Source organism: Stagnihabitans lacustris, from assembly GCF_025950525.1.
In the GTDB taxonomy this organism is placed as follows: Bacteria; Pseudomonadota; Alphaproteobacteria; order Rhodobacterales; family Rhodobacteraceae; genus Stagnihabitans.
Window position 1 is genome coordinate 67,705 of sequence record NZ_JAPDGS010000002.1, and the last position, 24,903, is coordinate 92,607.

At 62.9% G+C, this 24,903-nt stretch carries 13 protein-coding genes; 7 read left to right on the plus strand and 6 right to left on the minus strand.

Annotation, left to right across the window (positions count from 1 at the left end; genetic code table 11):
• Window positions 1-3: 3 nt before the first annotated feature.
• Window positions 4-1,161, plus strand: coding sequence for an ABC transporter permease (locus NX862_RS05010; protein WP_264492791.1), 1,158 nt, complete (start codon window positions 4-6; stop codon window positions 1,159-1,161).
• A gap of 20 nt (window positions 1,162-1,181) precedes the next feature.
• On the opposite strand, the gene NX862_RS05015 is transcribed toward NX862_RS05010, so the two are convergent.
• Window positions 1,182-2,081: a LysR family transcriptional regulator gene (locus NX862_RS05015; protein WP_264492792.1), complete on the minus strand. Its 900-nt coding sequence runs from the start codon at window positions 2,079-2,081 to the stop codon at window positions 1,182-1,184.
• Between the two features lie 160 nt (window positions 2,082-2,241).
• Between NX862_RS05015 and NX862_RS05020 the strand changes: the two genes are divergently transcribed.
• From NX862_RS05020 to NX862_RS05030, 3 genes are read left to right on the plus strand one after another with little or no spacing between them, the layout of a single operon-like run.
• Entirely contained in the window at window positions 2,242-2,688 is a 447-nt protein-coding gene (locus tag NX862_RS05020; RefSeq protein ID WP_264492793.1) for a (2Fe-2S)-binding protein, read from the plus strand.
• A gap of 8 nt (window positions 2,689-2,696) precedes the next feature.
• Entirely contained in the window at window positions 2,697-4,829 is a 2,133-nt protein-coding gene (locus tag NX862_RS05025; RefSeq protein ID WP_264492794.1) for a xanthine dehydrogenase family protein molybdopterin-binding subunit, read from the plus strand.
• 45 nt (window positions 4,830-4,874) lie between these two features.
• Window positions 4,875-5,291 (plus strand): cyclophilin-like fold protein, encoded by a 417-nt coding sequence (locus tag NX862_RS05030; protein ID WP_264492795.1) that lies wholly within the window; start codon window positions 4,875-4,877, stop codon window positions 5,289-5,291.
• A gap of 10 nt (window positions 5,292-5,301) precedes the next feature.
• On the opposite strand, the gene NX862_RS05035 is transcribed toward NX862_RS05030, so the two are convergent.
• The 3 genes from NX862_RS05035 to NX862_RS05045 all read right to left on the minus strand — a co-directional run bounded on the left by NX862_RS05035 (window position 5,302) and on the right by NX862_RS05045 (window position 8,373).
• Window positions 5,302-6,918, minus strand: coding sequence for an MFS transporter (locus NX862_RS05035; protein ID WP_264492796.1), 1,617 nt, complete (start codon window positions 6,916-6,918; stop codon window positions 5,302-5,304).
• Between the two features lie 76 nt (window positions 6,919-6,994).
• Window positions 6,995-8,011, minus strand: coding sequence for a zinc-dependent alcohol dehydrogenase family protein (locus NX862_RS05040; RefSeq protein WP_264492797.1), 1,017 nt, complete (start codon window positions 8,009-8,011; stop codon window positions 6,995-6,997).
• Between the two features lie 14 nt (window positions 8,012-8,025).
• Entirely contained in the window at window positions 8,026-8,373 is a 348-nt protein-coding gene (locus NX862_RS05045; protein ID WP_264492798.1) for a cyclophilin-like fold protein, read from the minus strand.
• Between the two features lie 107 nt (window positions 8,374-8,480).
• On the opposite strand from NX862_RS05045, the gene NX862_RS05050 reads away from it, so the two are divergent.
• The gene (locus NX862_RS05050) at window positions 8,481-9,374 is read left to right on the plus strand and encodes a LysR family transcriptional regulator (RefSeq protein WP_264492799.1); all 894 of its coding nucleotides are present in this window, start codon (window positions 8,481-8,483) and stop codon (window positions 9,372-9,374) included.
• A gap of 155 nt (window positions 9,375-9,529) precedes the next feature.
• Here the strand turns inward: NX862_RS05050 and NX862_RS05055 are convergent, their stop codons facing one another.
• Entirely contained in the window at window positions 9,530-10,120 is a 591-nt protein-coding gene (locus NX862_RS05055) for a hypothetical protein (protein WP_264492800.1), read from the minus strand.
• A gap of 306 nt (window positions 10,121-10,426) precedes the next feature.
• Window positions 10,427-10,786 carry a hypothetical protein gene (locus NX862_RS05060; RefSeq protein ID WP_264492801.1) on the minus strand — a complete coding sequence of 120 codons (360 nt, stop codon included), beginning with the start codon at window positions 10,784-10,786 and terminating at the stop codon, window positions 10,427-10,429.
• 366 nt (window positions 10,787-11,152) lie between these two features.
• On the opposite strand from NX862_RS05060, the gene NX862_RS05065 reads away from it, so the two are divergent.
• Together NX862_RS05065 and NX862_RS05070 are read left to right on the plus strand one after the other, a co-directional pair.
• Window positions 11,153-19,303, plus strand: coding sequence for a hypothetical protein (locus tag NX862_RS05065; RefSeq protein ID WP_264492802.1), 8,151 nt, complete (start codon window positions 11,153-11,155; stop codon window positions 19,301-19,303).
• Window positions 19,293-24,683, plus strand: a complete 5,391-nt coding sequence (locus tag NX862_RS05070; RefSeq protein ID WP_264492803.1) for a hypothetical protein — start codon at window positions 19,293-19,295, stop codon at window positions 24,681-24,683. The genes NX862_RS05065 and NX862_RS05070 overlap by 11 nt, the downstream gene beginning before the upstream one ends.
• The last annotated feature ends 220 nt before the right edge of the window (window positions 24,684-24,903 follow it).

Below are 24,903 nucleotides of genomic sequence, written 5' to 3' on the forward strand. Positions count from 1 at the left end.
AAGATGACCCAACCCAAGAACCCGCCCCGCATCGACTGGAAGCGCGCCTTCGGCCTGCGCGAAATGGGCGTCTATTATGCGCTGATCCTGCTTGTGGTGTCTTTGGCTTTCCTGACCGCCTATCTGGGCAAGGCCAATTACCTTAGCGTGCAGAATCTGACCAATGTGCTGTATCAGACCAGCCTGACCGCGATGATGGCGGCGGCGATGACGGTCATCCTTGTCACGGGGAATTTCGATTTGTCGGTGGCCTCGGTCGCGGCTTTGTCGGCGGCGGTCATGGTGGGCACGGCCGAAAGCCTTGGCGTCGCGGGGGCCTTTGGGGCGGCCATGGGGGTGGCGATCCTCTGCGGGCTGTTGAACGGGTCGATCGTGATGTTTCTGGGGATCAACGCCTTCATCGTCACCCTTGGCACGCTGACGGCGATCCGGGGATTGGTGCTGATCTATACCGACGGGCGGTCCTTGCAGGTCAGCGGGGCCGAGGCCGTGGCGCAGTTGAAGGCGCTGGAGGGGGCGACGTTTGACGTGGGTCCCGTCATGCTTCTGGCCGGGCTTGTCATGCTGGCGGTCGCGGGGGTCAGCCTGTTGCGCGAAAAGCGTCTGGTCCCTATGCAGATCGGCATGACGCTTGGCGGTCTGGCCTTGGCCGCCCTGTCCTGGGCCAATGAGATGGTCTTTGTCCTGCGCGCCCCCGTCGTCATCACGGCGGTCTTTGTGGGCCTTGTCTGGTTCGTCCTGACCTTTACCACCGTGGGCCGCCGCGTCTATGCGGTGGGCGGCAACCCCGAGGCCGCGCGGCTGTCAGGCGTCAATGTCACCGCCTATCGCCTTGGGGCCTTTGTGCTGTGTTCGGCGACGGCAGGCTTTGCGGGCATCCTGTTTGGCGCAAGGTTGCGGTCCATGACGCCCACCGCGCTGTCGGGGATGGAGCTGACCGTTATCGCCTCGGCCATCCTGGGCGGCACCTCGTTGTTCGGGGGGGCGGGGTCGGTGATCAAGACCGTGGCGGGGGCCTTGCTGCTGTTCTCGCTGACCAATGGGTTCAACATCCTGAACCTGGGCGCGAATTATCAGGGCCTGATCGAAGGCATCGTCGTCGTCGCCGCCGCCGCGATCTATACCGTGGGCAATGGCAAGGCGCGCTCCAAGACCAGTTGAAGGGCGCGCTTCGGCGCCCTTCAGTATTCCTTGAACAGCCGCACCAGAAAGTCGATGAAAGCGCGGGCCTTGGGAGAGGTCTGTTTCGACCCCGGATAGACCGCGAACAAGGCCGTGTCCGCATCAGTCGAGCTGACATGGTATTCGGGAAAGACCGGGATCAGCTGCCCCGAGGTGATCGCGCCGCGCACCATCGACTCTTGCAGCATCACCATCCCAAGCCCCGCAATCGCGCTGGTCATCAACACCGCCGAGCTTTCGGATTCCAGATTGCCAGAGACCGAGACCGCCTCGATCTTACCGTCTTTTGCAAAGCGCCAGAGACTGTCATAGCTTTTGGCGCGGTAGACAATGCAGTTGTGGCGGGCCAGATCCTGCGGGGTTTCCGGCAACCCATGCTCTTTTGCATAGGCGGGGCTGCAGCAGACCATGCGCCGTCCGGGCGTCAACCTGCGGGCGATCAGGCTGGAATCCTCCAGGCTGCCCAACCAGACCGCGACATCGACGCCATGCGCCACAAGGTCCTGGCGTTCGTCGGTCAGCGACACTTCCAGCTTGATGTTCGGGTTCTGCTTCAAGAACGCCGGAAGCGCCGGAACGATGACCTGATTGCCAACTGAATGGCGCAAATGCACCCGCAGCAGGCCTTTGACGTCCTTTTGATAGGACGCAATCTCGCGTTTGACGGAATCGAACTGGCCCAGCAAGTCGCGGATGCGGTCGCGATACAGCTTGCCGGCCTCGGTCAAGGACATGGTCCGCGTGGTGCGATGAAGCAGGTGAACCCCCAACCGCGCCTCCAGGCTGTTGATCTGGCGCGCCACGGTGGCCACCGAAACATTCAGCTCCAGCGAGGCCGCCGAAAAGCTTCCGCTTTCGACAACCTGCAAAAACGCCCGGTTCGTCAGCATTTCATCCATGGAAGTGTCTCCCTCGTCCCGCTGTCACATTACCGACATGATGCGCAAAGATGCAAGGTCCGCACTTATGGCTTTGGTCGATAGCGGCAACCAAGCGGGGCCCCCTAAAAACAGCGCAGCGCTTTCGCCATATTGGAGGCAACCCAAACAGGAGCGCGTCATGGATTTGCAGATCAACGGAGCGACCCATCAGGTCGATGTCGAGGCCGACACCCCGCTGTTGTGGGTGCTGCGCGATACCATCGGGCTGACGGGCACCAAATATGGCTGCGGGGTCGCGCAATGTGGCGCCTGCACCGTGTTGATTGACGGGGTGGCCACACGGTCTTGCGTGACACCGGTAGATAGCGTCGTGGGCGCCCAGATCACGACGATCGAGGCCGCCGAGGCCGATCCCGTGGGGGCCAAGGTCGTGGCGGCCTGGGTCGAACATCAAGTCCCGCAATGCGGCTATTGCCAGTCGGGCCAGGTTCTGGCCGCCACCGCGCTGCTGAAGGAAAACGCCGCCCCGACCGAGGCGGACATCGCCGCCGCCATGGTGAACTTCTGCCGCTGCGGCACCTATAACGCCATCAAAGCCGCGGTCGCCCGCGCTGTGACGCTGTGAGGCCCGCCATGACCAGACCTGTCAACGTCTCTCGTCGCGCCTTCCTGGGCGGCACGGGCGCGCTTGTGCTGTCCGTGGCCTTGCCCATGGGCCGGGCGCAGGCGCAAGCCGCGGGCCCCGATGTCGCGGCCTTCCTTGAACTGCGCGCCGATGGCACGGCCCTGTTCCGCAGCCCCTTTGTCGAGGGCGGGCAGGGCATCTACACCGCCATGGCCCAGATCGTCGGCGAAGAGCTGGACCTTGATCCCGCCCGCTTCACGGTCGAGACCGCTCCGGCCGGGACGGTCTATCAGATGATGCCGGGGATGCGCTTTACCGGCGGCAGTTTCTCGGTTCGCAGCAGCTATGACACGATGCGGCGGCTTGGGGCTGCGGCGCGGGCCATGCTGCTTGCGGCGGCGGCGGAACGCTTGGGCGTTCCCGTGGCGGAGCTGACCACCGACAATGGCGTGGTTCGCACGGCCACGGGCCAAAGCCTGCCCTATGGCGATCTGGCCGAGGCTGCGGCTGCGCTCCCCGCGCCCGCCGATGCGCCCTTGCGTGACAAGGCCGACTTCCGCTGGATCGGCAAGCCCTTGGCGCGGCTTGATGTCCATGCCAAGTCCACTGGGCAGGCGCAATATTCCATCGACACCAAGGTCGAGGGCATGGTCTATGCCGCCGTCCAACACGCCCCGCGTCTGGGCCAAGAGCCCGAGGCCCTGACCAACGAGGCCGAGGTTCTGGCCATGCCGGGGGTCGCCTCAGCCCATCTTCTGCCGGGCGCTGTGGCCGTTGTGGCCAACAGCTGGTGGCGTGCGCGCATAGCGGTCGAGGCCTTGACCGTCACCTGGAGCGCGGACGGTCTGCCCCAGGATTTCTCGTCGGCCGGGCATTTGGCAGCCCTGCACTCCGCCACGGGCGACAGTCTGACGGCCGAAGCGGCGGGCGATATCGGAACCCCCACAGCCACCCGGATCGAGGCCACCTATGACGCGCCCTATCTGGCCCATGCCCAGCTGGAGCCGCCCTCGGCCCTGGCGCGGTTCAATGACGACGGCACGCTGGACCTGTGGTTGCCCAACCAGGCGCCCGAGATGTTTCAGGCCTCGGCTGCCACGGTGGCGGGCCTGACCCCCGAGGCCGTGCGCATCCACTCCCCGATGCTTGGTGGCTTCTTTGGTCGCCATTTCCTGTATGGCGCGGCCAATCCCTTCCCGCAGGCGATCCTTCTGGCCAAGGCCGTGGGCAAACCCGTCAAGGTCCTGTGGTCGCGTGAGGAAGAATTCCTGCGCGATGCCTTGCGCCCGATCAGCGTGGCGCGCCTAAGCGCCGGTCTCGATGCAGAAGGCGCGCCCGTGACGCTGGAAGCTGTATCGGTCGGCGAAGGCCCGAACGAGCGTTGGTATGGCCGCGCCCCAGATCAGGCTGACAGTTCGGCGGTCGAGGGGCTTTCGGGCAAGGTCTATGCCATCCCCAACCGCCGCATCGCCCAGCTTCCTGTCAAGGACCCGGCCTCCATCGCCTATTGGCGCTCGGTCGGCCATTCCAAGCATGATTTCTTCTATGAAAGCTTTCTGGACGAGGTGGCCGATGCCGGGGGCCGCGATCCCTTTGCCCTGCGAGAGGCGCTTTTGGCCGACAGTCCGCGGCATCTGACTCTGTTGCGTGCCGTGGCCGATCTGGCGGGCGGCTGGCAGCGCGGGCCTTTCACGGTCGATGGCGTGCAGCGGGCAAGGGGGGTGGCCATGGCCTCGCCCTTTGGCACCGAAGTGGCGACCATGGCCGAAGTCTCTGTCACCGATGGCCAAATCAGGGTCCATGATGTCTGGGTCGCCATCGACCCGGGGTCGGTGGTCAACCCTGCGGTGGTGCAGGCGCAGGTCGAAGGCTCGGTTGCCATCGCTTTGTCGCAAACCCTGGTCGAGGCCTATCACTACGAGGCCGGCCAGCCCGTGGCGCGCAACTATGACGGCTATCCGATCCTGACCCCCGACATGATGCCGCGCGTCCATGTGCGCATCATCGAAAGCGGTGCGCCGATGGGCGGCATCGGTGAGCCGGCCGTGGCGGCTGTGCCGCCCTCGGTGGTCAATGCGGTGTCGCATCTGATCGGCCGCCGCCTGCGCAGCCTGCCCTTGTCGCAGTTCGATCTTTCCTGAAGCCTTGCGGCGCCCGAAAGGGCGCCTCCTTTCCATGGGACCATGATGCGCGCCTGTCTTTTTGCCCTGACCCTGTGGTCGACCCCCGCCTTTGCCGAGACCTTTCACATCCGCATCGACCTTGGCGCGGATCATGTCACCGCCACGCTGGAGGACAATCCCACCACCCGCGACCTGATGTCCCTGCTGCCGCTTGACCTGCCCGCCAAGGACTTCATGCATTTCGAGAAGATCGCCTATTTGCCCCGCGACCTGACGACCGAAGGCGCGCCCGACAGCCATACGCCCGTGGCCGGAGAGATCGCCTATTTCGCCCCCTGGGGGAACCTTGCGATGTTTCATGCCGATTGGAACCCATCGCCGGGGCTGGTCTATATGGGCCGCTTTGACGGGCCGCTTGATCCCTTGCGGATCAAGGGAGAGATGACGGTGCGGGTCAGCCGGATCGACCAGTCCGGTTGATGTGGCCCGGTCAATGGGGGTGGCCGTGGTCCTTCAGCGCGAAATCCCCGTGCGAGACAACGCTTTGGCGTTCGATCATGCGGTGGACGCGGGGCGGGGCGTCGCCCCGGTGCAGGCGGTTCAGCCGGTCGGACGTTTCGGTGTCGGCCACGGTGCGGCGCATGTTGTGACGCAGATAGGCGTCCCATGTCGCCACGTGATAGCTTTCGGTCCACATCTGCGGATGTTCCAGATCGCGCAACAGCGCCCATTGCCGCGCCCCGTCGCGGCGGCGGATGCGGCGACGCTCGGTCATCAGGGTCAGGAATTCGGGGATATCCTCGGGGTCAATCAAGTAGTCGATCATCACGAGGATCGGCCCGCTGCGGCCTTGCAGATCCAGGGCCAGTTCCGGCGGATGGAAGCGATCTGACGGGCGCAGGTCCTGCGCGCCAAAGTCGGGCAAGGGCAGACGCAGGCCCAAGGCCGCCCCCAGGAACAAGAGCCCCGCCGCTGTCGTCAGCGTCTGGGTCAGGCCCATGCCCCCCGCCAAGCTCCCCCAAGCCCAAGACCCCAGCGTCATCCCGCCAAAGGTCGCCACCTGATACAGCGCCAGCGCGCGCCCCACGACCCAGCGCGGCGACGACAGCTGCACCGTCACGTTGAAGAGCGACAGCGCCAGCACCCAGGCCGCCCCCGCCAGAGCCATGGCCGGCAGGCCGGTCCACAGGCTGCGGCTGTATCCCAAGGCCAGCATCGCCAGTCCAAAGGCCACAAAGGCCAGCCGCACCACGCCCTCGCCCTGCAGTTTGCGGCGGAGATGGGGGTTCAGGACGCCTCCACCGATGGCGCCCATGCCGAAGGCCCCCAGCATCAGGCCAAAAGTCAGCGCGCCCCCCTCCATCAGATCGCGGGCGACCAAAGGCAGCAGGGCCAGCGCGCTGACCGCCCCCATGCCGAACAAAAAGGCCCTGGCCAGCACGCGCAACAGGTTGGGCGACAGCGCGACATAGCGCAGGCCCGCACCGACCGCGATGGCAAAGCCCTCACGCGGGATCGTGCTGAAGGGTGTCGCAGGCCGCCACATGGCCAGCACGCCGATAAAGGGCAGGTAGGTCACAGCATTGACCGCAAAGGCAAAGGGCGCGCCCAGGCTGGCCACGATGGCGCCCCCCACCGCAGGCCCCACCGACCGCATCATGTTGAACCCCATGGAGTTCAGCGACACGGCCTCGGGGACCTCTTCGCGCGGCACCAAGTCTCCGACCGAGGCCTGCCAGGACGGGTTGTTCAGCGCCGTGCCGACACCGATCAGGAAGGTGAAGCCCAAAAGCGACCAAGGCGTCAGCGCGCCCGCAAAGCCCGCAGCCACAAGGGCAATCGAGGCCACAAGCATCAACCCCTGTGCCGCCAGCATGATCTTGCGGCGGTCCATGCTGTCGGCCATGGCGCCCGCCAAGAGCGAAAACACCATGATCGGCAAGGAGGTCGAAGCCTGCACCAAGGCAATCATGCCCGGATCACGGGTCAGGCTGGTCATCAGCCACCCTGCCGCCACCCCCTGCACAAGCCCGCCAAAGTTAGACACCTGGCTGGCCGCCCAGAAGTTGCGGAAATCCTTGTGACGCAGGGGGAGAAAGGGACTCATCGCGCCCATGGGGGACTTGTCGGTCCGAAAGGTCAAGAGCGGGGGGCAAGAAACTGGGTCTCGCCCCCCGCAAAACTCATGCGCGTAGCAGGACCTTGATGGCGCGGCGCTCGTCCATCGCCTTGTAGCCCTCGGCCACCTGGGCAATCGGGATATCCATGTCAAAGACGCGTCCAGGTTGGATGCGGCCAGACAGCACGCGGTCCATCAGGTCGGGCAAAAAGCGGCGCACCGGGGCCGGGCCGCCCAGCATCCGCTTTTGCGCAAAGAACATCTGCTCGCCCGAGAAGCTGATCCCATGCGGCACGCCCACAAAACCGACCGTGCCGCCCGGACGGCAACAGGCCAAAGCCTGATCCATCGAGGCCTGATTGCCCACACATTCCAGCACCGAGGTGGCGCCGACGCCCTTGGTCATCTCCATCACCCGGGCGATGCCCTCGGCCCCGCGTTCCGCCACGATATCGGTCGCGCCATAATAGCTGGCAAGGGCTTGACGGGGGGCATGGCCGCTCATGGCGATGATGCGCGCGGCGCCCATTTCCTTGGCCGCCAGGATGCCCATCAGCCCCACCGCGCCATCGCCCACCACAACCACGGTCGCGCCGGGCTTGACCCCGGCCGCATCGGCGGCAAACCAACCGGTGCCCAAGACATCCGAGGTGGCCAGCAGGTCGACGATCTGACCCGGCGAAGGCGCCTCTTTCGTCGCAACCAGGGTCCCGTCGGCCAAAGCCACGCGGGCATAGGGCGCCTGCGCGCCGGACATGAACTCACGCTGGACGCAAGAGGACTGAAAGCCGAACTCGCAATGCGGGCAGGTGTTGTCGGACAGGCAGAAGGAGCCCACGACGAAATCGCCCTTCTTGACGGTCCGGACCTCGGAGCCCACTTCGACCACATAGCCGCAGTATTCATGGCCCATATGCATGGGCGCATCCATCGGCTGCAACCCGCGATAGGGCCACAGGTCGGACCCGCAGATGCAGGTCGCGGCCAGCTGGATGATCGCATCGGTGGGCTTCAGGATCTTGGGGTCATCGACGCTTTCATAGCGGATATCGCCGGGGCCGTGCAGAACGGTGGCATACATGGTGGTCTCCTGTGTCAGGGCAGTTTCTCGGCGCGCAGGGGATGCGTGCCGCGGGTCATCAAAGGCTGGATGCCGTCATCCAACCGCCCCAGCCGCAACAGGCCGGGGTCATAGCGATAGCTGTCGTAGTAAAAGACCAGATTGCCCCAAGGCATGTAGTAACACAGATCACCGATCCGCGGATTGTCGAAAGGTTCCGCCTTGGCCTTCAGCTTGGCGGGCAGATAGGCGATCTTTTCATTCGACCCGTAATCCTCGATCGACAGGTCCAAGGGCAGCATCATGACAAGCTCTTGCGCCGCGGGATTGGCGAAAAGCGAGGCAGTGAAGCGGTAGGTGGCAAAGGAAAAGGCGATCTTCATCGGTTGACCAAAATGTGAGGCGGCTCTGGCGCAGGGGCAGTCTATCAGAGGTGATTGCTTTGAATTAGACGGGTAGTATCGCTTGATCCTATCATCCGGGGGCATGAATGGCCGATTTCGACCTGAACGACTTCGAATGGTTTCTGGTGCTGGCGCGCGAGAAAAGTTTTACCCGCGCGGCGGCTCAGCTTGGGATCGCACAATCGACGCTGAGCCACATGATCAAGCGGCTGGAGACAAGGATGGGCCTGCGCCTTTTGGCCCGCACAACGCGCAGCGTGGCCTTGACCGATGTGGGGCAAAAGCTTGTGGCCGCGGTGGAACCCCGGTTGAACGCGATGAAGGCCGATCTGGCGCAGATGATGGCCCAGACCGAGGCGCTTTCGGGACAGGTGCGGCTGACCGTGTCGGATCATTCGCTGGACTGGGTGATCTGGCCGCGGTTGGCGCCTTTGCTGGCAGCCCATCCGGGACTGAAACTGGAGCTGCATATCGACAGCAGTCACCGCAACATCGTCGAAGGGGGGTTCGACGCAGGGATTCGCTTGGGTGAGGCGCTGGAAAAGGACATGATCGCCGTCCGTGTCAGCCCGGATTGGCGGCTGTTGACCGTCGCCGCGCCCAGCTATTTCGCAGACCGCACCCCGCCGCAAACCCCGCGTGACCTGATGACGCATAATTGCATCAATTTCCGGCACTCGGCCGATGGCGGCACCTATGCCTGGGAGTTCGCCCGCAAGGGTCAAGAGATGCGGGTGCGGGTCGAGGGGCAATTGACCTTCAATTCCTCGCGCGCGGCAGTGCAGGCCGCAATCGACGGCCACGGCATCGCCTATGTCCCCGAAGACCTGGTGCTTGCCCCCCTGGCACAGGGGACACTTGTTGCGTGCCTAGAGGACTGGTGCCCGGTTTTTCCCGGCTATTTTCTGTATTACCCCAGCCGCAATCAGAATTCGGCCGTTTTCACAGCCGTCGTGGCCGCGCTGCGGGTTCGGTCCTAGGGCCTTTGGGGGGGCCTGATGGCAACAGGGCATTTGCCAAGCCCGGATATGCAGGCACACTATGGACGCCTGCACACGCTGAGTTCGGATCATCTTTGACAACATCGGGCTCAGTCGAGCTTCCGCAGAAGAGTGCAGAAGACAAAAGGTCAAAGTTAGCACCGCAATTCAGGTTGGGTACGGCGGCTGCGCGCGCCCGCAACCAGAACCATAGAACTGCCATACCAAGCCACCTTCGGGTGGCTTTTGGTATTCGTGCCAATCGCTCCTTGGCCGAGCCCGATCAAGGCAGACAAAGAACCTTCCAGGCCTAGGGCCACGCCATCCTCCTTCGCCGTCACCGTCACACGCGTGATCAGACCTTGGCTGATCTCCAAGGCCTCAACCCGCAGCTCAGGGTCCCGCAGGGCTTCGCTCAGTTCGCCAACGCGCTTGCGATAGGCTTCCGCCATCCCCGGGTGCAACCGCACAGGCGACGGGGCAGGGGCCTCCAAGTCCGCGCCCAGTTCCTTGAGCCGTGCTTCCAGTCCTTCCAGCCGCTCCTTGAGCCCTGGCGTCCGCAGACCCTCGGCAATCGCGTCATAGAGACCTTCCAGCTTCAGCGCCGGCACAAGACCCCAACAAACCGAATACCAATAAACCAGACGCAACAGAACATAACAAACCAAAGGCAATGAACACCGCGGAAAACCCAATCCACCTTCCGGTCGACCGCTCCGTCCCCAAGAAAACAGTTGATTCTTCATGAAGGCTGGATAACCTCATCTCATCAATCTCCGGCATGGAGAATTTATTTGATGGGACCGCGCGAAAAGTCCGGGAAGTTAATTGGTGCATCCGGGCCGTTAACCATGACACGCCGAGGATTCCTTGGCGGATCTGTGGCGGCGCCTTTAAGCCAAGCCGTCACGATGGCCTCAGGCGCTTTTGCCGCCGAGGTGCCGCCATTCACAGAGTTCGACATCGCGTTCAGTTGGAACGAAGATCGGACCGAATTGCGCATCCAGCCATTGCGGCGAGAAGTTCTGCCCAAAGTCCCTCCGAATGCGGATTCAGAGCAGGCCCAGAAATCTCCGATCCCGGATAGCCCTGGCTGGACGCTCAAGACCGAAAGTTTCGGGCCAGACGCCACGTTCGTATTGAAGAAACCCACTGTTCGTCCGGGGAAACCCTTCCTGATCGAACTTCGCGTGGACAATGCCAGTTGGGGACGGGCCAGGCCGCGCAAGTTCAGTCTGATTTTCACGCAATTGCTGCAGCAGCCAAAAGATGGCGCCACCGAAGGAACCGAGCCGGAGTATCGCATCGGTGTCGGGGTGAACACCAACCTGTGGAGCAGCGAAAAGGCCCCCGATCAAGAAAACGCCTTCAGCCTTGAGCCCTTTGACAGGAATGGCAACCGGAGAACGCAAGGGGACCTCCGCTTTGTCCAACTTGAAGATTTTCTAACAGAAGATCCTAAAAAACCGGACGCTGCGGACGGCCGTCCGACAATTCTGGCCGAGGTCCTGCCGGCGGCCCGGGTCAGCAATACGTTCCGGTTGATGTTCAACAGTATGATCGCCGTGCCGCGCGACCGGCGGAATCAGGAATTGAAGATTGCGTTCAACAAGGACGCCAGTTGGACCATTTCTCCCCCCAGGGACTCGGACCCGCCCTGCCTTCGGGCGCTGATCCCCGGGCTTATCCTGCGCAAGCTCGATTTGGCCTGGGCTCGATCCGAGAACGCCGCGGGCGCCACACTGGTCCGCCGCCTCCATCTGGAAGCCGTTGGCGACGTGGCATTTGCGCCGGCCCCGGGCAACGATGATCGCAGTCTGACCCTGACGGATGTCGGGCCGGGCTTGCAGGTCGACCTGCACAAGCCCTCTGCACACGATAAGGACAAGTCGGCCCAACTCTACCTGCGCGCCGAAAGGTTCGACGCGGATGCCGAGGGGCCCCATGTGGTTCGGATGGCCATCAACTTGCCGGCTGAACGCGTTCGCGTGACCGGCTCGGCAACCGAAGGCGCGGGGCCTTTCACGGTCGAAGCCTTGCGCCTTGTTGCCCGGACCGAGACAGACCCGGCCTATCGTCGTGGCGAACCGTTTTTGCCCGGCGGAACATTGACGATCGAGGGCAATGGGCCGGGCACAGCCACCCGATCGACCGCAGCAAGCCCGATCGGCCCTTTGGAAGCCGAAATCCTGCCCGCCACGAAGACCGATTCCGCACCCGACCCCTTCGAGCCCGGCGCGCGGCCGCCGCTGACGTTTCATGCTACGTGGCAGGCCGGCAAGACGTTGCGGATGCAAACGCGCTTCATTGAAATCCGCACGCGCCTGACGGGTTTGGGGCTTGCGCTGCCGGATGCGGATTACAGTGATCTGCGGTTCCAGCCCACTGATCTTACCCTGCTTTACAGCGAACAGCCGCCCGACTCCTCCTTGGAAAGCCTGATCCTTCTGGGTGAGACGGGCGGCCAGCCGCGAGCCCGAATCGACCTTGCCCGCGCTAGTCTGAAGGCGCGCCGGGTCGCGGGCAATCTTGGGTTGGCCTTCCGGTTTTCGGATATCTACCTGATCTGCGACGGCAAGGAGACCGAGCTTGTCGCCCTGAACGACCGATGTTTTGCTCCGGTGGTTTCGGGCGCGTCTCACCAGACCCGAGCGGACACGCATCCGATCCTTGTCGTCGAATTTCCGCCCCAGCATCTGATGGAAACCGCGCTGTCCCAGCGCACCGATCCCATACCTCCGGATGTGGAGCTTCCCAAGCAGAAGGCCTATCTTTGCCTGCGCAGTGGCGAAGTGTTCGACGACGCGGCCGAGGGGCGCAAGCCAATCGACTTGAACAGCCGGACCGAGATCGTGAGGGCCTTGAATTGCCTGCCGGGTCAAGCGCAAAGGATCGTATTCCGCAAGGCAATCCACGAACGCAAAATCATCGCGGAAAAGGCCGCCGTTCCGCAAACCAGCGCTTTCAAGACCTTTGCCGAAAAGCTTCGCTGGGCTCTGTCGCGACGCTCTGACCGACTGAACTCCAAGCCTTACCCCAAGGACGAAAGGACCTATATTGGTCCGTTCGCCATGAGCGCCGATGTCATGGCGGTTGCGCGAAGGCTTGCCCGAACCTTGGCAGAAGCTGCGGTCCAAGAGACCGCAAAGGCCGCGCTGAAAGAGGTGACGTCAAGGGCCGAAGAGCTCTTGAATAAACAGGATCGGACGGCGCTGTCCCGGGACCAGCTGTTCGAACTGGACAGCGCCATCGAGAGGATGCTTGAGGCCTCCGTGCCCTTCTATGCCGATTTCCGGGCATGGTATCGCGAAGACGCCGTGTCAGAGATCAGTTCGGGTCACGCCGCGCCGTCGACCTTTGTCACCGAGGTCTCTTGGTGGGCCGTCACCGGATTTCTGCCGCCCTGGTCTGGCCAGACCAATATCCCCAGTTGGGGCGCCATGTGGAAAAAGGCGCAGAGCAAATGGATCGCGTTCTTAGAGTTCGTTGCGCATCCAGAAGCAGAAGGCGGCCTGATGCGGGGACATCTGTCGAAACCCTCGCGCCTGGCCTATCGGATCGGCTGTCGGGATGGTGTCCTGGCGGCTCGGCTTGCCGTGCCCGGTCTGGAAACCGACTCCACCCTGCTTGCCCTGCCAGCTGATCCAAGCCCCGAACGCCTGGCAAATCTTGACCGTCCCGGCCTGCGCCGCAAGACCTTTGCCTTCACCCTGGAGGCCTTGACCCGCTTCGGTGACATGGAACTTTCCGTCATCAACCGGGCAAGGGTGGCTTATACGCCCGATGAGGCAGGGCGGGTCGACCGGGCCTCTCGTCGCCAGGTCAACCTGAACAATGGCGCCATGCTAGATCTGCTGGGCTTTCACGATCCCGCCGACCCAGGCCCCTATACTTCCACGCAATGGCTGACCAAGGTCCGCGCCATCCTGAAAGAGCCAAGCGACTTCGAGACTGCGATCGAACTGCCCACCCGCCTGATCCTTTCGCCAAGCCAGAACGGGGTCTTCCAGGGCGAAACAGCGGTCCCGGATGACGTTTACTCCACTCGGCCGGGCCAAGCATGGGGACCGCGGCCGCAAAGGCTCTGGAGCGCGCGGCTCTACACGGGTGACGATACGCATGGGCTTCGTGCCGTTGCGTCGCCGGACTTCAACCCCGATTTCCTCTTGCGCTATCTTGGCCGTTTGGAAGGGCAGGTCAAGGAAGCGCAGGGCAAGGACCCGCTGTTTGACATCGGGGCGCCGCCGCCCGCGGGATCATTCGCGCCCTGGTTCCTGCCGCGCGGCCCGGTCCCAACAGAGTTCACAAGCCCCGTCACGGCCGCGAAAGAATTGGGGGACGAAGAGGCCAAGGCCCTGGCAGAGGGCAAGGACGACGCTGCCTTCTGCAAGGCGCTTTTGGAAACTGGTCCCGAACCGGAACGCCGCAAGAGGTTCTCGGCGCTCTTTGCCGTCCTATGCGACCGGCTGAATAAGCAACCGGTGTCCGAAGATGTGAAGCGCTTCGTCACTGGGCTGGATGCCCGGCAGCGCTTTGAAATCGTTCTCATGTCCTCGGTCTGGGGGCTTCCGGTCGAGGGCCGGCGCGACACGAACATGCTGCTTGCCGCGGATTCGTCGCAGGCCGAGCCTGATCCGCGTGACATGCTTCTGGATCTCAGGGCGGGCAGCGCCTTTTATGTGCCCCGCACGCTGAACGTCGTCTACCTGATGCTTTCGACCCTTGGGGGAAGCTTGCTGCACACGACGCAGTTTCAGCCCATCGTCGGCGCCATGAATCTGAAGGGCGTGCGGGTCACTGAAAGCACCAATCTGGAGAAATATCACCACTGGATCGAAATCGGGCGCGATGTTGAAACCGTAACCTTGTCGCGCGGCTATCTGTTCCCCACGGGGCATCTTTGCTCTTATGTTCAGTCCACGGAACGCGTGTTCCTCGAGGACCGCACGGCTGGCGCGTTCGGGCCCTGGCCAATCCGGGCCTATACCAACAAGCGCCGGTTCATCAGTGTCGAGCATGGCGAAAAGAAGTTCGGCGCCCCGGGGCAGCCCCTGAATGGGCGGACCTTTCCCGTGCGCCTGGCGGCGATCATCACGACCGTGACGCCCGATCTCGTCGATCCGACCGAGGGCCAAAAGGGCGAGGCTTTTTCTGTGACCGCGAATGGCCGGATTGATGGGCTGGGTGGGGATGGCATGGCCTTCTGGCCGCGGATGATGCCGACCTCGGCCGGGACGCTGCGCTTCAAGCAGAGCCTGGATGGCGTGCAGACCGATCTTCCTTTGATCTATGTCGATAACATTCTGGCCAGTGATGCAGGGGCCTTGTCCAAGTTGGCGGATTATTACCGCAAGCAGGACGACGACACGCGGCGGATGCAGCTGAATTCCCGCAAGATGCGCTACGCCGATGAAAGGGAGTCGGGCTCCGCCTCTTTGGAAACCGAGTCCTGGGTCTTGTCGGTTTGCGGGCGCGAGGCGGGGCCGCCCCAGATCAACACCACTGACAACACCGTGACGTTCTCGCACGAGAACTACCAGTCCACGCCGGTTCTGCTGGGGGCCAATCAGCCGCCCTTCTATCCGGTCCTGCAAAAGGCCAGGGTCCATTTGCGGCAGCTTGAGCGTATCACGGGCAAGGCGCTTGACCCTTTCGACGCCATGCTGGATGGCCGCTATCTGCAAACCGGCCTGCCGCCTCTTGGCAAGGACGACAAACCGGAGAGCCGGGGGGCGGAAATCTTCCTCGACTTGCTGGGGGCCGGTCAACAGGGGGTCGGCGACAGCGGCGACCGGGTCGGCGGCATGGTGCGGCCCCAGGGCTATCCTTTGGGCCTGTCGCGCAGCCGCGGGCTGATCTTCTGGAAAGAAAAGTTACCCAATGAGGTACCTGCTGGCACATTCCCGGCCTGGTCCCGGCTTCTGGAGGATCAACCTGCCAACCAGCCCGCCCCGCCGCCAACGGGCGAACCCGGGAAAGTGACCCGTCACAGGGAAGCCCTGTCCGGCGCTTTTGGCGATACAAAGCTTATGGGCGTCATAAAGATATCGGACCTGATCAATGTCCTGTCCAGCCTGCCTTCAGTGGGTCAGGCCGCCAACCAGATGTCCGAATTCCTGCGCTATGGCATGGCAGAGGGCGACAAGGGCGCCAAGCAGACCGTCGCCGATCTGCGCAATGGCCTTGTGAGACCCTTGCTTCAGGCCGTGGTGGATATCCGCGCAACCTGGGCCGCGGTCGATGCCAAGCTGAAGGCCAGGCAATCCGCGCTGGCCGGTCAGTCTGTGGTTGCAAATGTCACTCTGGCCGACATTTTCCCTGAACTCGACGCCGGATTGACCGATCTGGAAACCGCCCTGCGACGCGGTATGCAAGAGACCGAGGCCATCGCCTTCGCCATGAGCATGGGCGTGGTCTATGAGGCCGGCCGCCGCTTCCTTGATGCGATCCAGCGTGTCCTTTCCGATCCGGTCGAGCGCTTCTCCCTGGCCCTTCAGACGCAGCTGGACGAGATCGGCGCTTTCTTCAAATCGGTTGCCGAAACCCTGGTGCAAGGCCTGTTCATCCAGCTGCGTGAGGCCGTCCAAGATCTCATCACGGCGTTGCCGGGATGGCTGGCCAAAAAGATCGTCCCGGCGGACCTCGTCCTTGCCGTCTCCATCCCGGCGGATTGGGGCCTTACTGGCACGCAAAAGGAAGCACTGAACAAGGCCCTGGAGCCGCTGACATTGATAGCTTCAGACTTGCGGCCCTATGCCGTGGCCTTCTTCGCCCATGTGTTGGCGAATTCGGAGGGCACGCCGGAAGATCTGGTTCAAACCTTCCTCGACTCCAAGGCGCCCCAGGGTCTTGAGGGCAGCGGTCCGCTTGTTTCTGACCGACTGACCACCAGCCTTCAGAGGCGCCTGAAAGACGCAGAAGCCAATTTGGGCCTGCTTTTGGACGCGGAAGTCAAAGACATCGCCGGGATCCTCGTGGCAGAGATCAAAGCGCTGCAAGACTTCAGCCCATCTGCGCTGCGCCGGGTGGTCACTGACCAGCGCTTGCCCCGCTGGCGCATGGTGTCCCGCGTGGCGGATGCGGCGAAGAGGCTCCAGACCGCCTTCACGGCTGGGGATGTGCGGGGCGCACTGATCGCCGCCGCCGATCTTTCCGCGCTTTTCGGCGGCCCCGGTGTCGACCGTCTGACCGCGCTGTGCAACGCGGCTCTTTCGCCGGTTTTGCAAACGCTGGATGTGGGCGACCTGAAGTTGTTCGCCGATTTGCCCTTCAAGATCACGGCCAATGGCAGTCTCGACAGTAAACTTGTGCCCGCCCCGAAGCCGGGCACAGAAAGCCTGCATCTGGCGCTGGCAGAGCTTCATGACGCCATGCTGGACGCCAAGCCTGCGATCGAGAAGCTGGAGTCTGACGCCAATCGACTCTCGCAGTCCGAAAAGGATGCGATCAAGGATGCGCTCAAGGCCCTGGGCGATATCAAGGACCCCATCGACGCTGTCAAACAGTCCGCCCGCCAGCTTTTTACCACACTTTGCACCGAGCGTCTTGCGGCCCAGGCCCTGCAAAAACGCCTCTCCGACGCCATCGACGCGGCAGGGACTCTTTGCACCACCCCTGGGGACGTTGGTAGCCTTCGCAGCCTCTCGACGGACATCGACCTTTACCTTGTTCAAAGAAAGGAGATGTTGACCCGCAGCGAAACCAGCCTGATAGGGCTGTCTTCGGCCGTTGAAACGCTTGCCAACTCGCCCCTGGTCCAGGCCGCTTTGGGGGTCGGGGGACTGGCCGCGCTGTTGAAGCCCATTGCTGGCAAATGGCCAAAACGTGCGCTGTTTGATCAGGTCGACAAGTTTGCCAATTACCTGCCCCGCAGCACACTGAGCATCGCAGACCCGCTTTTGCGAGACGGTCTCGCCGTCACGCAGAAGATCGAAAAGGCGCTGGAGGACATCAAGAAGCTAAAGGGCGACTGGGTCAAGGTCGAGACTCTGGACGCGGCAATCAATGATGTCTCGACTCTGAAAAACAAGCTTGAAAGGGCCGCGAACCAATCGAAGGCGTTGCTGGACGACTCCACCGCCAAGGTGACACTCGACGCGGTCAGAAAGCTGATGGTGGAGTTCAATCCGTCGGGTGCTACCCTAAAGCTGGATTTCAGTCCCATCCTAAGCCGGCTGAAAGAAGTTCAGGACAAGGTCGATGACGCGCTTGCCACGCTGCGCGACGAGATCATCCGGTCGCTGACCCAGGCTGTCCTGAAATCCACGGAAGAGCTGGCCGCGGTCATCACCAAGGTGCTGCAGGCCAAGGTGTCCTTCGCGGGCAAACAGGCGATGACGCTGGCCAGTGTTTACAAAACCATCCAGGCCGCCCGACAGGAGATCATAGATCAAGCCGAAAAGAACGGCCTGGCCCTGCTTGGGAAAGAGGCTCTGACCATCGCTCCAGACCCGATACGCCAAGCGCTGGCCAAAGAACTTGAATTGCCAGAAGAGGCCGACCAGCTGGACATCGACACCGAGGCGCTGCGGCAGTTGCCGCCGCCCGATGCCGCAGGCCTGGACAAGTTCTCCGAATTCCTGCCGGTCTTCCTGCGTGAATGGGCGGGCGAGGGCCGGTCGTCGCCGCTGTATCTTTTCGACAGGCTGGATACGGCTCTGCGCTCGTTGCTGCGCGGCGAGGTCTTGCAGCTGATCGACCTCGCCGAAGTGCGCGCCATGATCGAACAGCACATCAAGGCGCTTTTGCCCGTCGAAGTCGTGCTGAAACATGGCACGTCGCTGGAACTGCCCGATACAGAGGTCGCCACGGCCACCGGGGGGCTTTTGGTGCCGGTGGGCAGTCCCAGGCTTGATGTCTATGGCGAGGTCCGTGTTTCGCTGCTGGACAACAAACCGATGAGGTTTCGTGCCGGGGGCACGCTGGGGGCCTTCAACATCGTTCTGGTGGGCAATGCCTTCACGGCCCTGACGCTGCAATTCGGCGGGGCGAAATTCTCGGCCGGTTCCGGGCAGAATACCACGTTCGACTTGCAATACCTCGGCCATGAAATCGGCCCGATGATGCAGTTCCTCAAGCCGCTGCAAGACATCATGAACCCGTCGGAGGGTTCGGGCGCCTATGTCGACATCCAGCTTTCCCCCCCACGGCTTGAGGCAGGCTACCGGCTGAACATCGGCGAGTTTTCCATGGGCGTGGTCGCTTTCGCCAATGTCGCCCTGTCATGTTCGGTGCTGTTGCCCTTTGGCGATGGCGACGCCACGTTCCGCGTGGCCCTCAGCACGCGCGAGTCGCCTTTCACCGTGTCTTACCTGCCCTGGGGCGGTTCGGGTTTCTTTGCGGTCGAAGCCGCGGCGGATGGCATCCGGTCCATGGAGTTGCAGCTTGAATTCGGCGGTGCCGCGATCTTCAAGTTCGGCCCCTTGGTGGGCAAGGGGCGCGCCATGGCGGGGCTTTATGTCCGCACCTTTGAAGACAAGACGCTGAACAAGAAGCTGACCGAAATCACCGCGACCTTCTATCTGGGGGGCGATGCCAAGATCTGGGTCTTCTCTTTCGGGGCCTCGCTGATGGTCCGCATGGGACAGATCGACGGGCGGATGAAAGGCGAGGCCATCTTCAACTTCAGCTTCTCGATGGGCTTTGCCGATTTCCGCTATTCGGTCCGCATGAAAAAATCGGAGGAAGAGGGCTATTCCGAGAGCTCCAGCAATGGCGAGGTGTCGGGCGGTGGCGGCGGTGGTGGCCCCGGGCGCAAGGCCTCTCTTGGCCGCGCTGTGGACCTGGCTTTGCGCCATCTGGTTGCCGGCGGTGACAGCGCGCCCGTCCACAAAGCCCATATCGTGACGGGGACAGTCTGCCAAGGCCAGGATTGGAAGACTTATGACAGCTACTTCACCCGGGAAAAGGTGGTGACCGATGGCTTCTGACAAGGACAAGGATCAGACGGGCGATTTCGGTGTGGTGCCCAGGATTCGCGTCATCCCCTGCGGGGGAACGGGCGACAGGTTGAAGGCTACGCTGCTGTTTTCGCCAATGCCGGCGATGGGGGGCGCCATCAACCTGCGCAATTGGCCCACCGATATGGCAGACTGGCGCGAGGCCAACCCGCCGGACCTCCGGTTCCAGCCCATCGGCCGGGGAACAGAGCTCCCGAGGCTTGACCCGGATAGCCAGGTGATCACGGATATCCGCAAGACCGACTTGCCGAAATCGCAGACGGAAAAGCTCACCAAGCTTTGGGTCAGCACGATCGCTCCGAACCCGTATGGTGGCACCATCTGGGCGCAGCTGCGGACCGCACTGGATGAGACATCCCCAAAGGTGGCCGAAGCACCCGCCACGGGCACGCAAGTTGCAGAAGGGGTGCTTGGCGACGCCGGGCAAATCATTCCCGCCACCACGACCGAGACCCCCCAAACGGTCAACGTGGTCGAAGTGCCCCATGCCGATCTTGCCGTCGTGCTGGAAACTCAGCGGGCCCTGGAGCTGTTGGACACGATCAGCGGCACGAAAGCTTCGACTGTGGCCGCCGTCACGACCTCCGCCCCCGTGCCGGACGGGACCAGCGCCGGGGCGAAGGTGCTAAAGGCGGTAAAAGAAGACTATACCCCTGCTGATGCGCTGAAAGCCATGCGCATGGAAAGGCTGGAGTCCATCAAGAAGGCCATTTTTGACAGCCTTCAGCTTTCTTGCGATCAAAATGCGGCTGCGCTTCGGGGGATGCGCCGCTGCGGCGTCTCGGCGGCGGACAACTGCCGTCCGCCCAAGATGGATGCGCTCACGGCCGCCACCCGGTCCGGGCTCAAGGATCAGGTGAACGGTCTGCTTGCCCGCGAAGAGCTTGCGACCTGGCCGCAGCACGGAGAGACCCAGCCCAAAAAGCGGGTGGCCGGCAAGACTTCGGACATCGTGGTGCTGGACCCGGCACTGGAACTGGCGCTGGACCATGCCAAACAGGCCTTCCACACCCTGCAATCGACGCCCTCTCTGGCGCGGGCCTTTCAATTTGCAGTCGATCTGGATTTCAAGGTGCCAATGGGGGCCGACCAGCAACCCTATGGCTATATTTGGTGCAAAGCTCTGGGCAAGGACGAAATCCTGGTCACGCTGTGCAAGCTTGAAAAGCGCATCATCAAGGGTCAAAGCCATTGGCACTTCTGGCCCGTCACCTCGGCCGAGGTCCTGAACTGGGTGACAGGCGGTGAACCCAGGCCCGAAACGCTGACCCAGTTCGATGCGATCACGGTCCTGTCGAACGGGGCGATCGGCGACAATTGCTCGCCGCGCCGCTTCGACATCACCACGCTGGATGTGCGGGCAGCGATATCGGGCAACCGGGCGCGCAGCCTGGCTGTGAACCCGGATGATCCGCTGGCCACTGACAGCGCAGCGACCACCTTTCACACCGCAGGCCTGTCGCTGGTCAACCGTCACACCTGCGAAGAGCTGGTGAACAAGCTTGCCTCCTATCAGCATAAATGCGACCCGGCGGCCGACAGTCCCGTGGCCCACTGCCTGCTCGATGGCCAGACGCGCGTTGTCATCCTTGATGCCGAGGATCTGACCATCGGCCAGCGGCTTTACGTCGGCTGCCCCAGCCAGACGCCGAATGTCACCCTCTGGCGGCCTTTGATGGCCCGTATCCAGACCTTCGGGACCTCGGGTGATCCGAACCGCGATGCGGTCGAAATCGCCCTGAAGCACCTGATTGGCCCTTCGGACAGTGCCAGAAGGATCGCGCTGGATTCCACCTTCACGACCCAGGCGACGCGCACCATGGCTTCCCCATTCAGCGGGACCGAGGGGCACCTTGCCTTTGCAGATCAGCTTTTCTCGGTCTGGACCGGGGCCCCCATGGGGGTGGATTGCTCGGCCCCACGCGACCCCAATTCCCCGGTTGAAGATGTGCTGTCCTTTGGCCGCTCTCTGACCTTGCCCACGCGCGAACCCTATCGCCCCTTTCGCCTGCGGTATTCCCAGGCCTATCGCCTGTGCTTGACGCCGGTCTTTTCGGGGGGCGCCTCTTTGCCCTTGGAACATCTGGTCGAGACGGCGGACGACTTGTTCTTTCCGCCGGCCAAGGCGCTTGTTGCCGCCCAGACCGGGGCGGGGACAGGGATGGGGGGCGTGTATCGACCCTATGTCCGCTTTTTGCGCCATGCACGGATCGACGCTCCGGTGATCCTCCTGCCCTCTGGCCATGCGACGCGAACCAACGGGCCGATGGGGGCAGAGGCCGCGTCGGAGATGGTGATCCGGTCCACGCGTGAGCCTGCCTCTGACGACCCCACACAGCCAAAGGCCAGCCTGCGCGCCAAAAAACAGCTTGCGGCGCGGGCAACCCCTTCGCTGTGTCAGCGGTTGATCCTGGTGCCGACCATCACACAGGATGAATATGTCCGCCACGGCGCCTTTGACAGTCACGAGGGCAAGGAGCAGCCTTCCGGCGCCTATCCGCAGCTGACCTTCTCGCGGCCGACCCAAAGCTTTCCGGTCACGGTGACGCGCTATCAAAAGGGCATCAGCGGCCGCAAGTTCCTGCTGGATCGTCGCACTTCGGTCGACGCCCCCCCAACCCGCATGGCCGACGAAGAGGTGAAGGGCGACGCAATCTGGCGGAACGCGGGGTATAGACAGACCAGCACCTGGTTTCCCGATCCTTGCGCCGCGACCCTTGTCATCGCCCTGCGCCGCCCGGGGCAAAGCAAGGCCTGTAAAACCGTGCTTTGTGATGTGCGCAAAGGGCCTACAGACGAACCGCTTCCCGTATTGCTGACACTAAAGCCGGCCAAGCCTGGCGAAGAGACTGCGATCATCTGGTCCGAGGGCCAGAAATCGCCAGCCAAGACAGGCTTCGATGCTTCCCTTGAGGGGGATATCCGCAAGGGAAGTCGTGACCATGCCCTTGACGTCGAAATCAGGATGAATGCGGGGGAAAGCTGGGAGGTCGATCTTTGGTGGGCACCGACCGGTGAAAGCCTCGCGCGGAATTTCGCCATTTTGCAAAGCCTCGGCACCGTTCTTGATTTCAAGGCGCTGGACGGTGAGCGCAGTTTGTCCAAATGTCGCGAGGACGCCGATAATCTGCTGGGTTCGAATCTGGCCGGCATGCTTGAAAAAGAGCTTTGCACCAGCGCCGATGAGACAGGCTTTGCCTATGTGGCCCCCGGTGGCGCGCTGGCGCCCTCGACCAAGGTGTTGCTTTCCATCGGTGACGTCGTGGCCAAACTCCACCGACAACACCCCCTGGCTCAGATTTCGGCGGTCAAGACGATCACCCTGACCCATGCGACGAACCAAGTCGCCACGCCGCCGTCCTTCAAGGTCAAGCCCGGTCTGTCGCATCTTGACCATCCTGCCCTGAAGGTGCCGCAACCCTCTGCCAGCGCATCCGATATCCCGCTCTATGCCTGGCGCGCCAAGATCAAATCCTCGCCCGAGGCCTTTCCCAAGGACCTGCCGCGTCCCGACCCCAAGGAAACTGGCCTTGTGATCGGCGGCACGGTTCGCATTGATCTGGCCACAACCCGGGCCTTGGAAATCTGGGGCAAGGGCGTGCTTCCCGCCAGTGATGCCTTCGATTCCGCCGACAGGGGGCGTTCGCGCGACATGAAGATCGCAGGAACCTGGCCCGTCAGCCTGCGGCGCCAGACCTGGACCGCCGGCACGCGGCAGCCGCCCGCGTTTCGCAAGGGTCTGGATATCTTCGGCTTTGAAATCGCGCCCGATCACAGCGTCACCTTGCCGGAACAGGAGGTGCTTTTGCTGCGGATCGACGATCTTCCGCTTAGCCTTGGGGATGAAACCGGGCGTATTGACCTCTTGCCCTATTTCCTGGGCACTGCCGATCCCGCGACCAGCGGAAGGGTGACGCATCGCCATCTCTTTCCCGGACCCGAAGCCCGGCGGATGAAGATCCGGGCCAATGCCATCGCCCGGACCGCTCCGCGCCTGACGACCATCGACCGGATCGTCGGTCGGTTCGATCCCTGGTTCGACCAGCAGTCGGTCACAGGCCATCTTTTGGGCGAGATGATCGAAGCCCAGCCCCTGTCGCCCAAAGAGCAAAGCCACTTTTCTGCCGCGCAGGAACTCGCGATCCCCTCGGCAAGTCCTCCCGGCCCGGTCGTGGCCATGGGACAGGTGCCGGTCTTCGTCCGGGAACCGGTGATGTTGACTCCTGAGCCGATGGGTTGGCGCCTTGTGACGACACGCCGGGGCGCGATGCGCCTTGAACTTAAACGCGGCTTGCTTACGACAGGGCCGGACGAAGTCCTGGGCATCGTGCTTTGGCCTCCGGTGCAATTGGTCAAGGGCCCTGTGGACAAAGGCGACGACCGCGGCGCGCCGCCGCCGGGTGGGGTCTTGCTGCCCGATGGGGATATTGCCATCCTGAAGGACTTCCGCGACAGCGATCTTGGCCCGGGCGGTCGGTTCGTTTCGCGGCGGGGCGGGGACCCGGTGCGCGGAGGGGGCGAAGAGATGAACCTCTTCCTGAGGCCGGGCGATTTTCGCAACTTCACCCGCGGCGATCCCGGGGTAAAGCTTGTGCCATCGGTGCTGATGCCGGTCTCCGAGCCGTCTGCCGGCCAAGCCGAGCCGGAACGGCTGATGGTGTCGCTGCTGACCCTGACGCCGCGTTTCGATCCGGAACGCGAGCTGTGGTATGTCGATCTTGACCTGACGGAGTCGTCTGCGCCCGATGCGTTCATCCGGTTTGGCCTGGTGCGTTATCAACCCTATGCCGAACCGGAACGGCGTTGCTCCAGCCCCGTCGTGCAATGGGCGCAGCAGATGCCCGACCGCAGCGTGATGCTGCGACCGAACGGCTGTGGGGGCGTGAAGGTTCAAGTCAGCGGCCCCGCCCCCACCCGCCGCCATGGCAGCGACGGGAAAAAAGATACCGAAAACGCCATCCCCAAGATGCGGTTTACCGTCTTGTCCCGCAGCCAGGACGCCGAAGGCCGCTCGGTGGTCGCCACGCGGCTTGCCCTGTCCTCGGACGACACTTTGCCTTCGGGTGCGCCTGCCGTGGCCATCAACGTCGGCCAGCGCAATCTGGTGACTTGGACTTTCGAATTGAACCGATCGCAGCTGGCCCGTTCTGGCCCTGACCCACAGCTTTTCGTCGAAGAGTTCGAAAGGTTTCGCAAAGGGACCTACGACAATGAACCCATCGCGCCCGACGACTTGAACGATGCCAGGAACTGGCAAGACAGTGGCGAGCGCTTCATGGAACGGATTGATCTGAAACCTGTGCTGGCTTGGGTGGGCCTGTCCGAAACCGATCAGGTGGCCGATCACTGATACCTTTGTCTGCCAGACCTTGCGGATGAAGCGGGCAAGGGGCAGCCCGATGTGTCCCGGATGACGTGTATTGAAACGGAGTTTGCGATGAAAAAGCTGAAATTGATGCTTGCGGGCTGTGTGTTGATCGCCTTCCCGGCCTGAGCTTCTGCAACAGAGATCATTGTTTCGCTGCAATGGCCGGATGGCGACACGGTCGATGTCAAACTGGTCAAAAGCA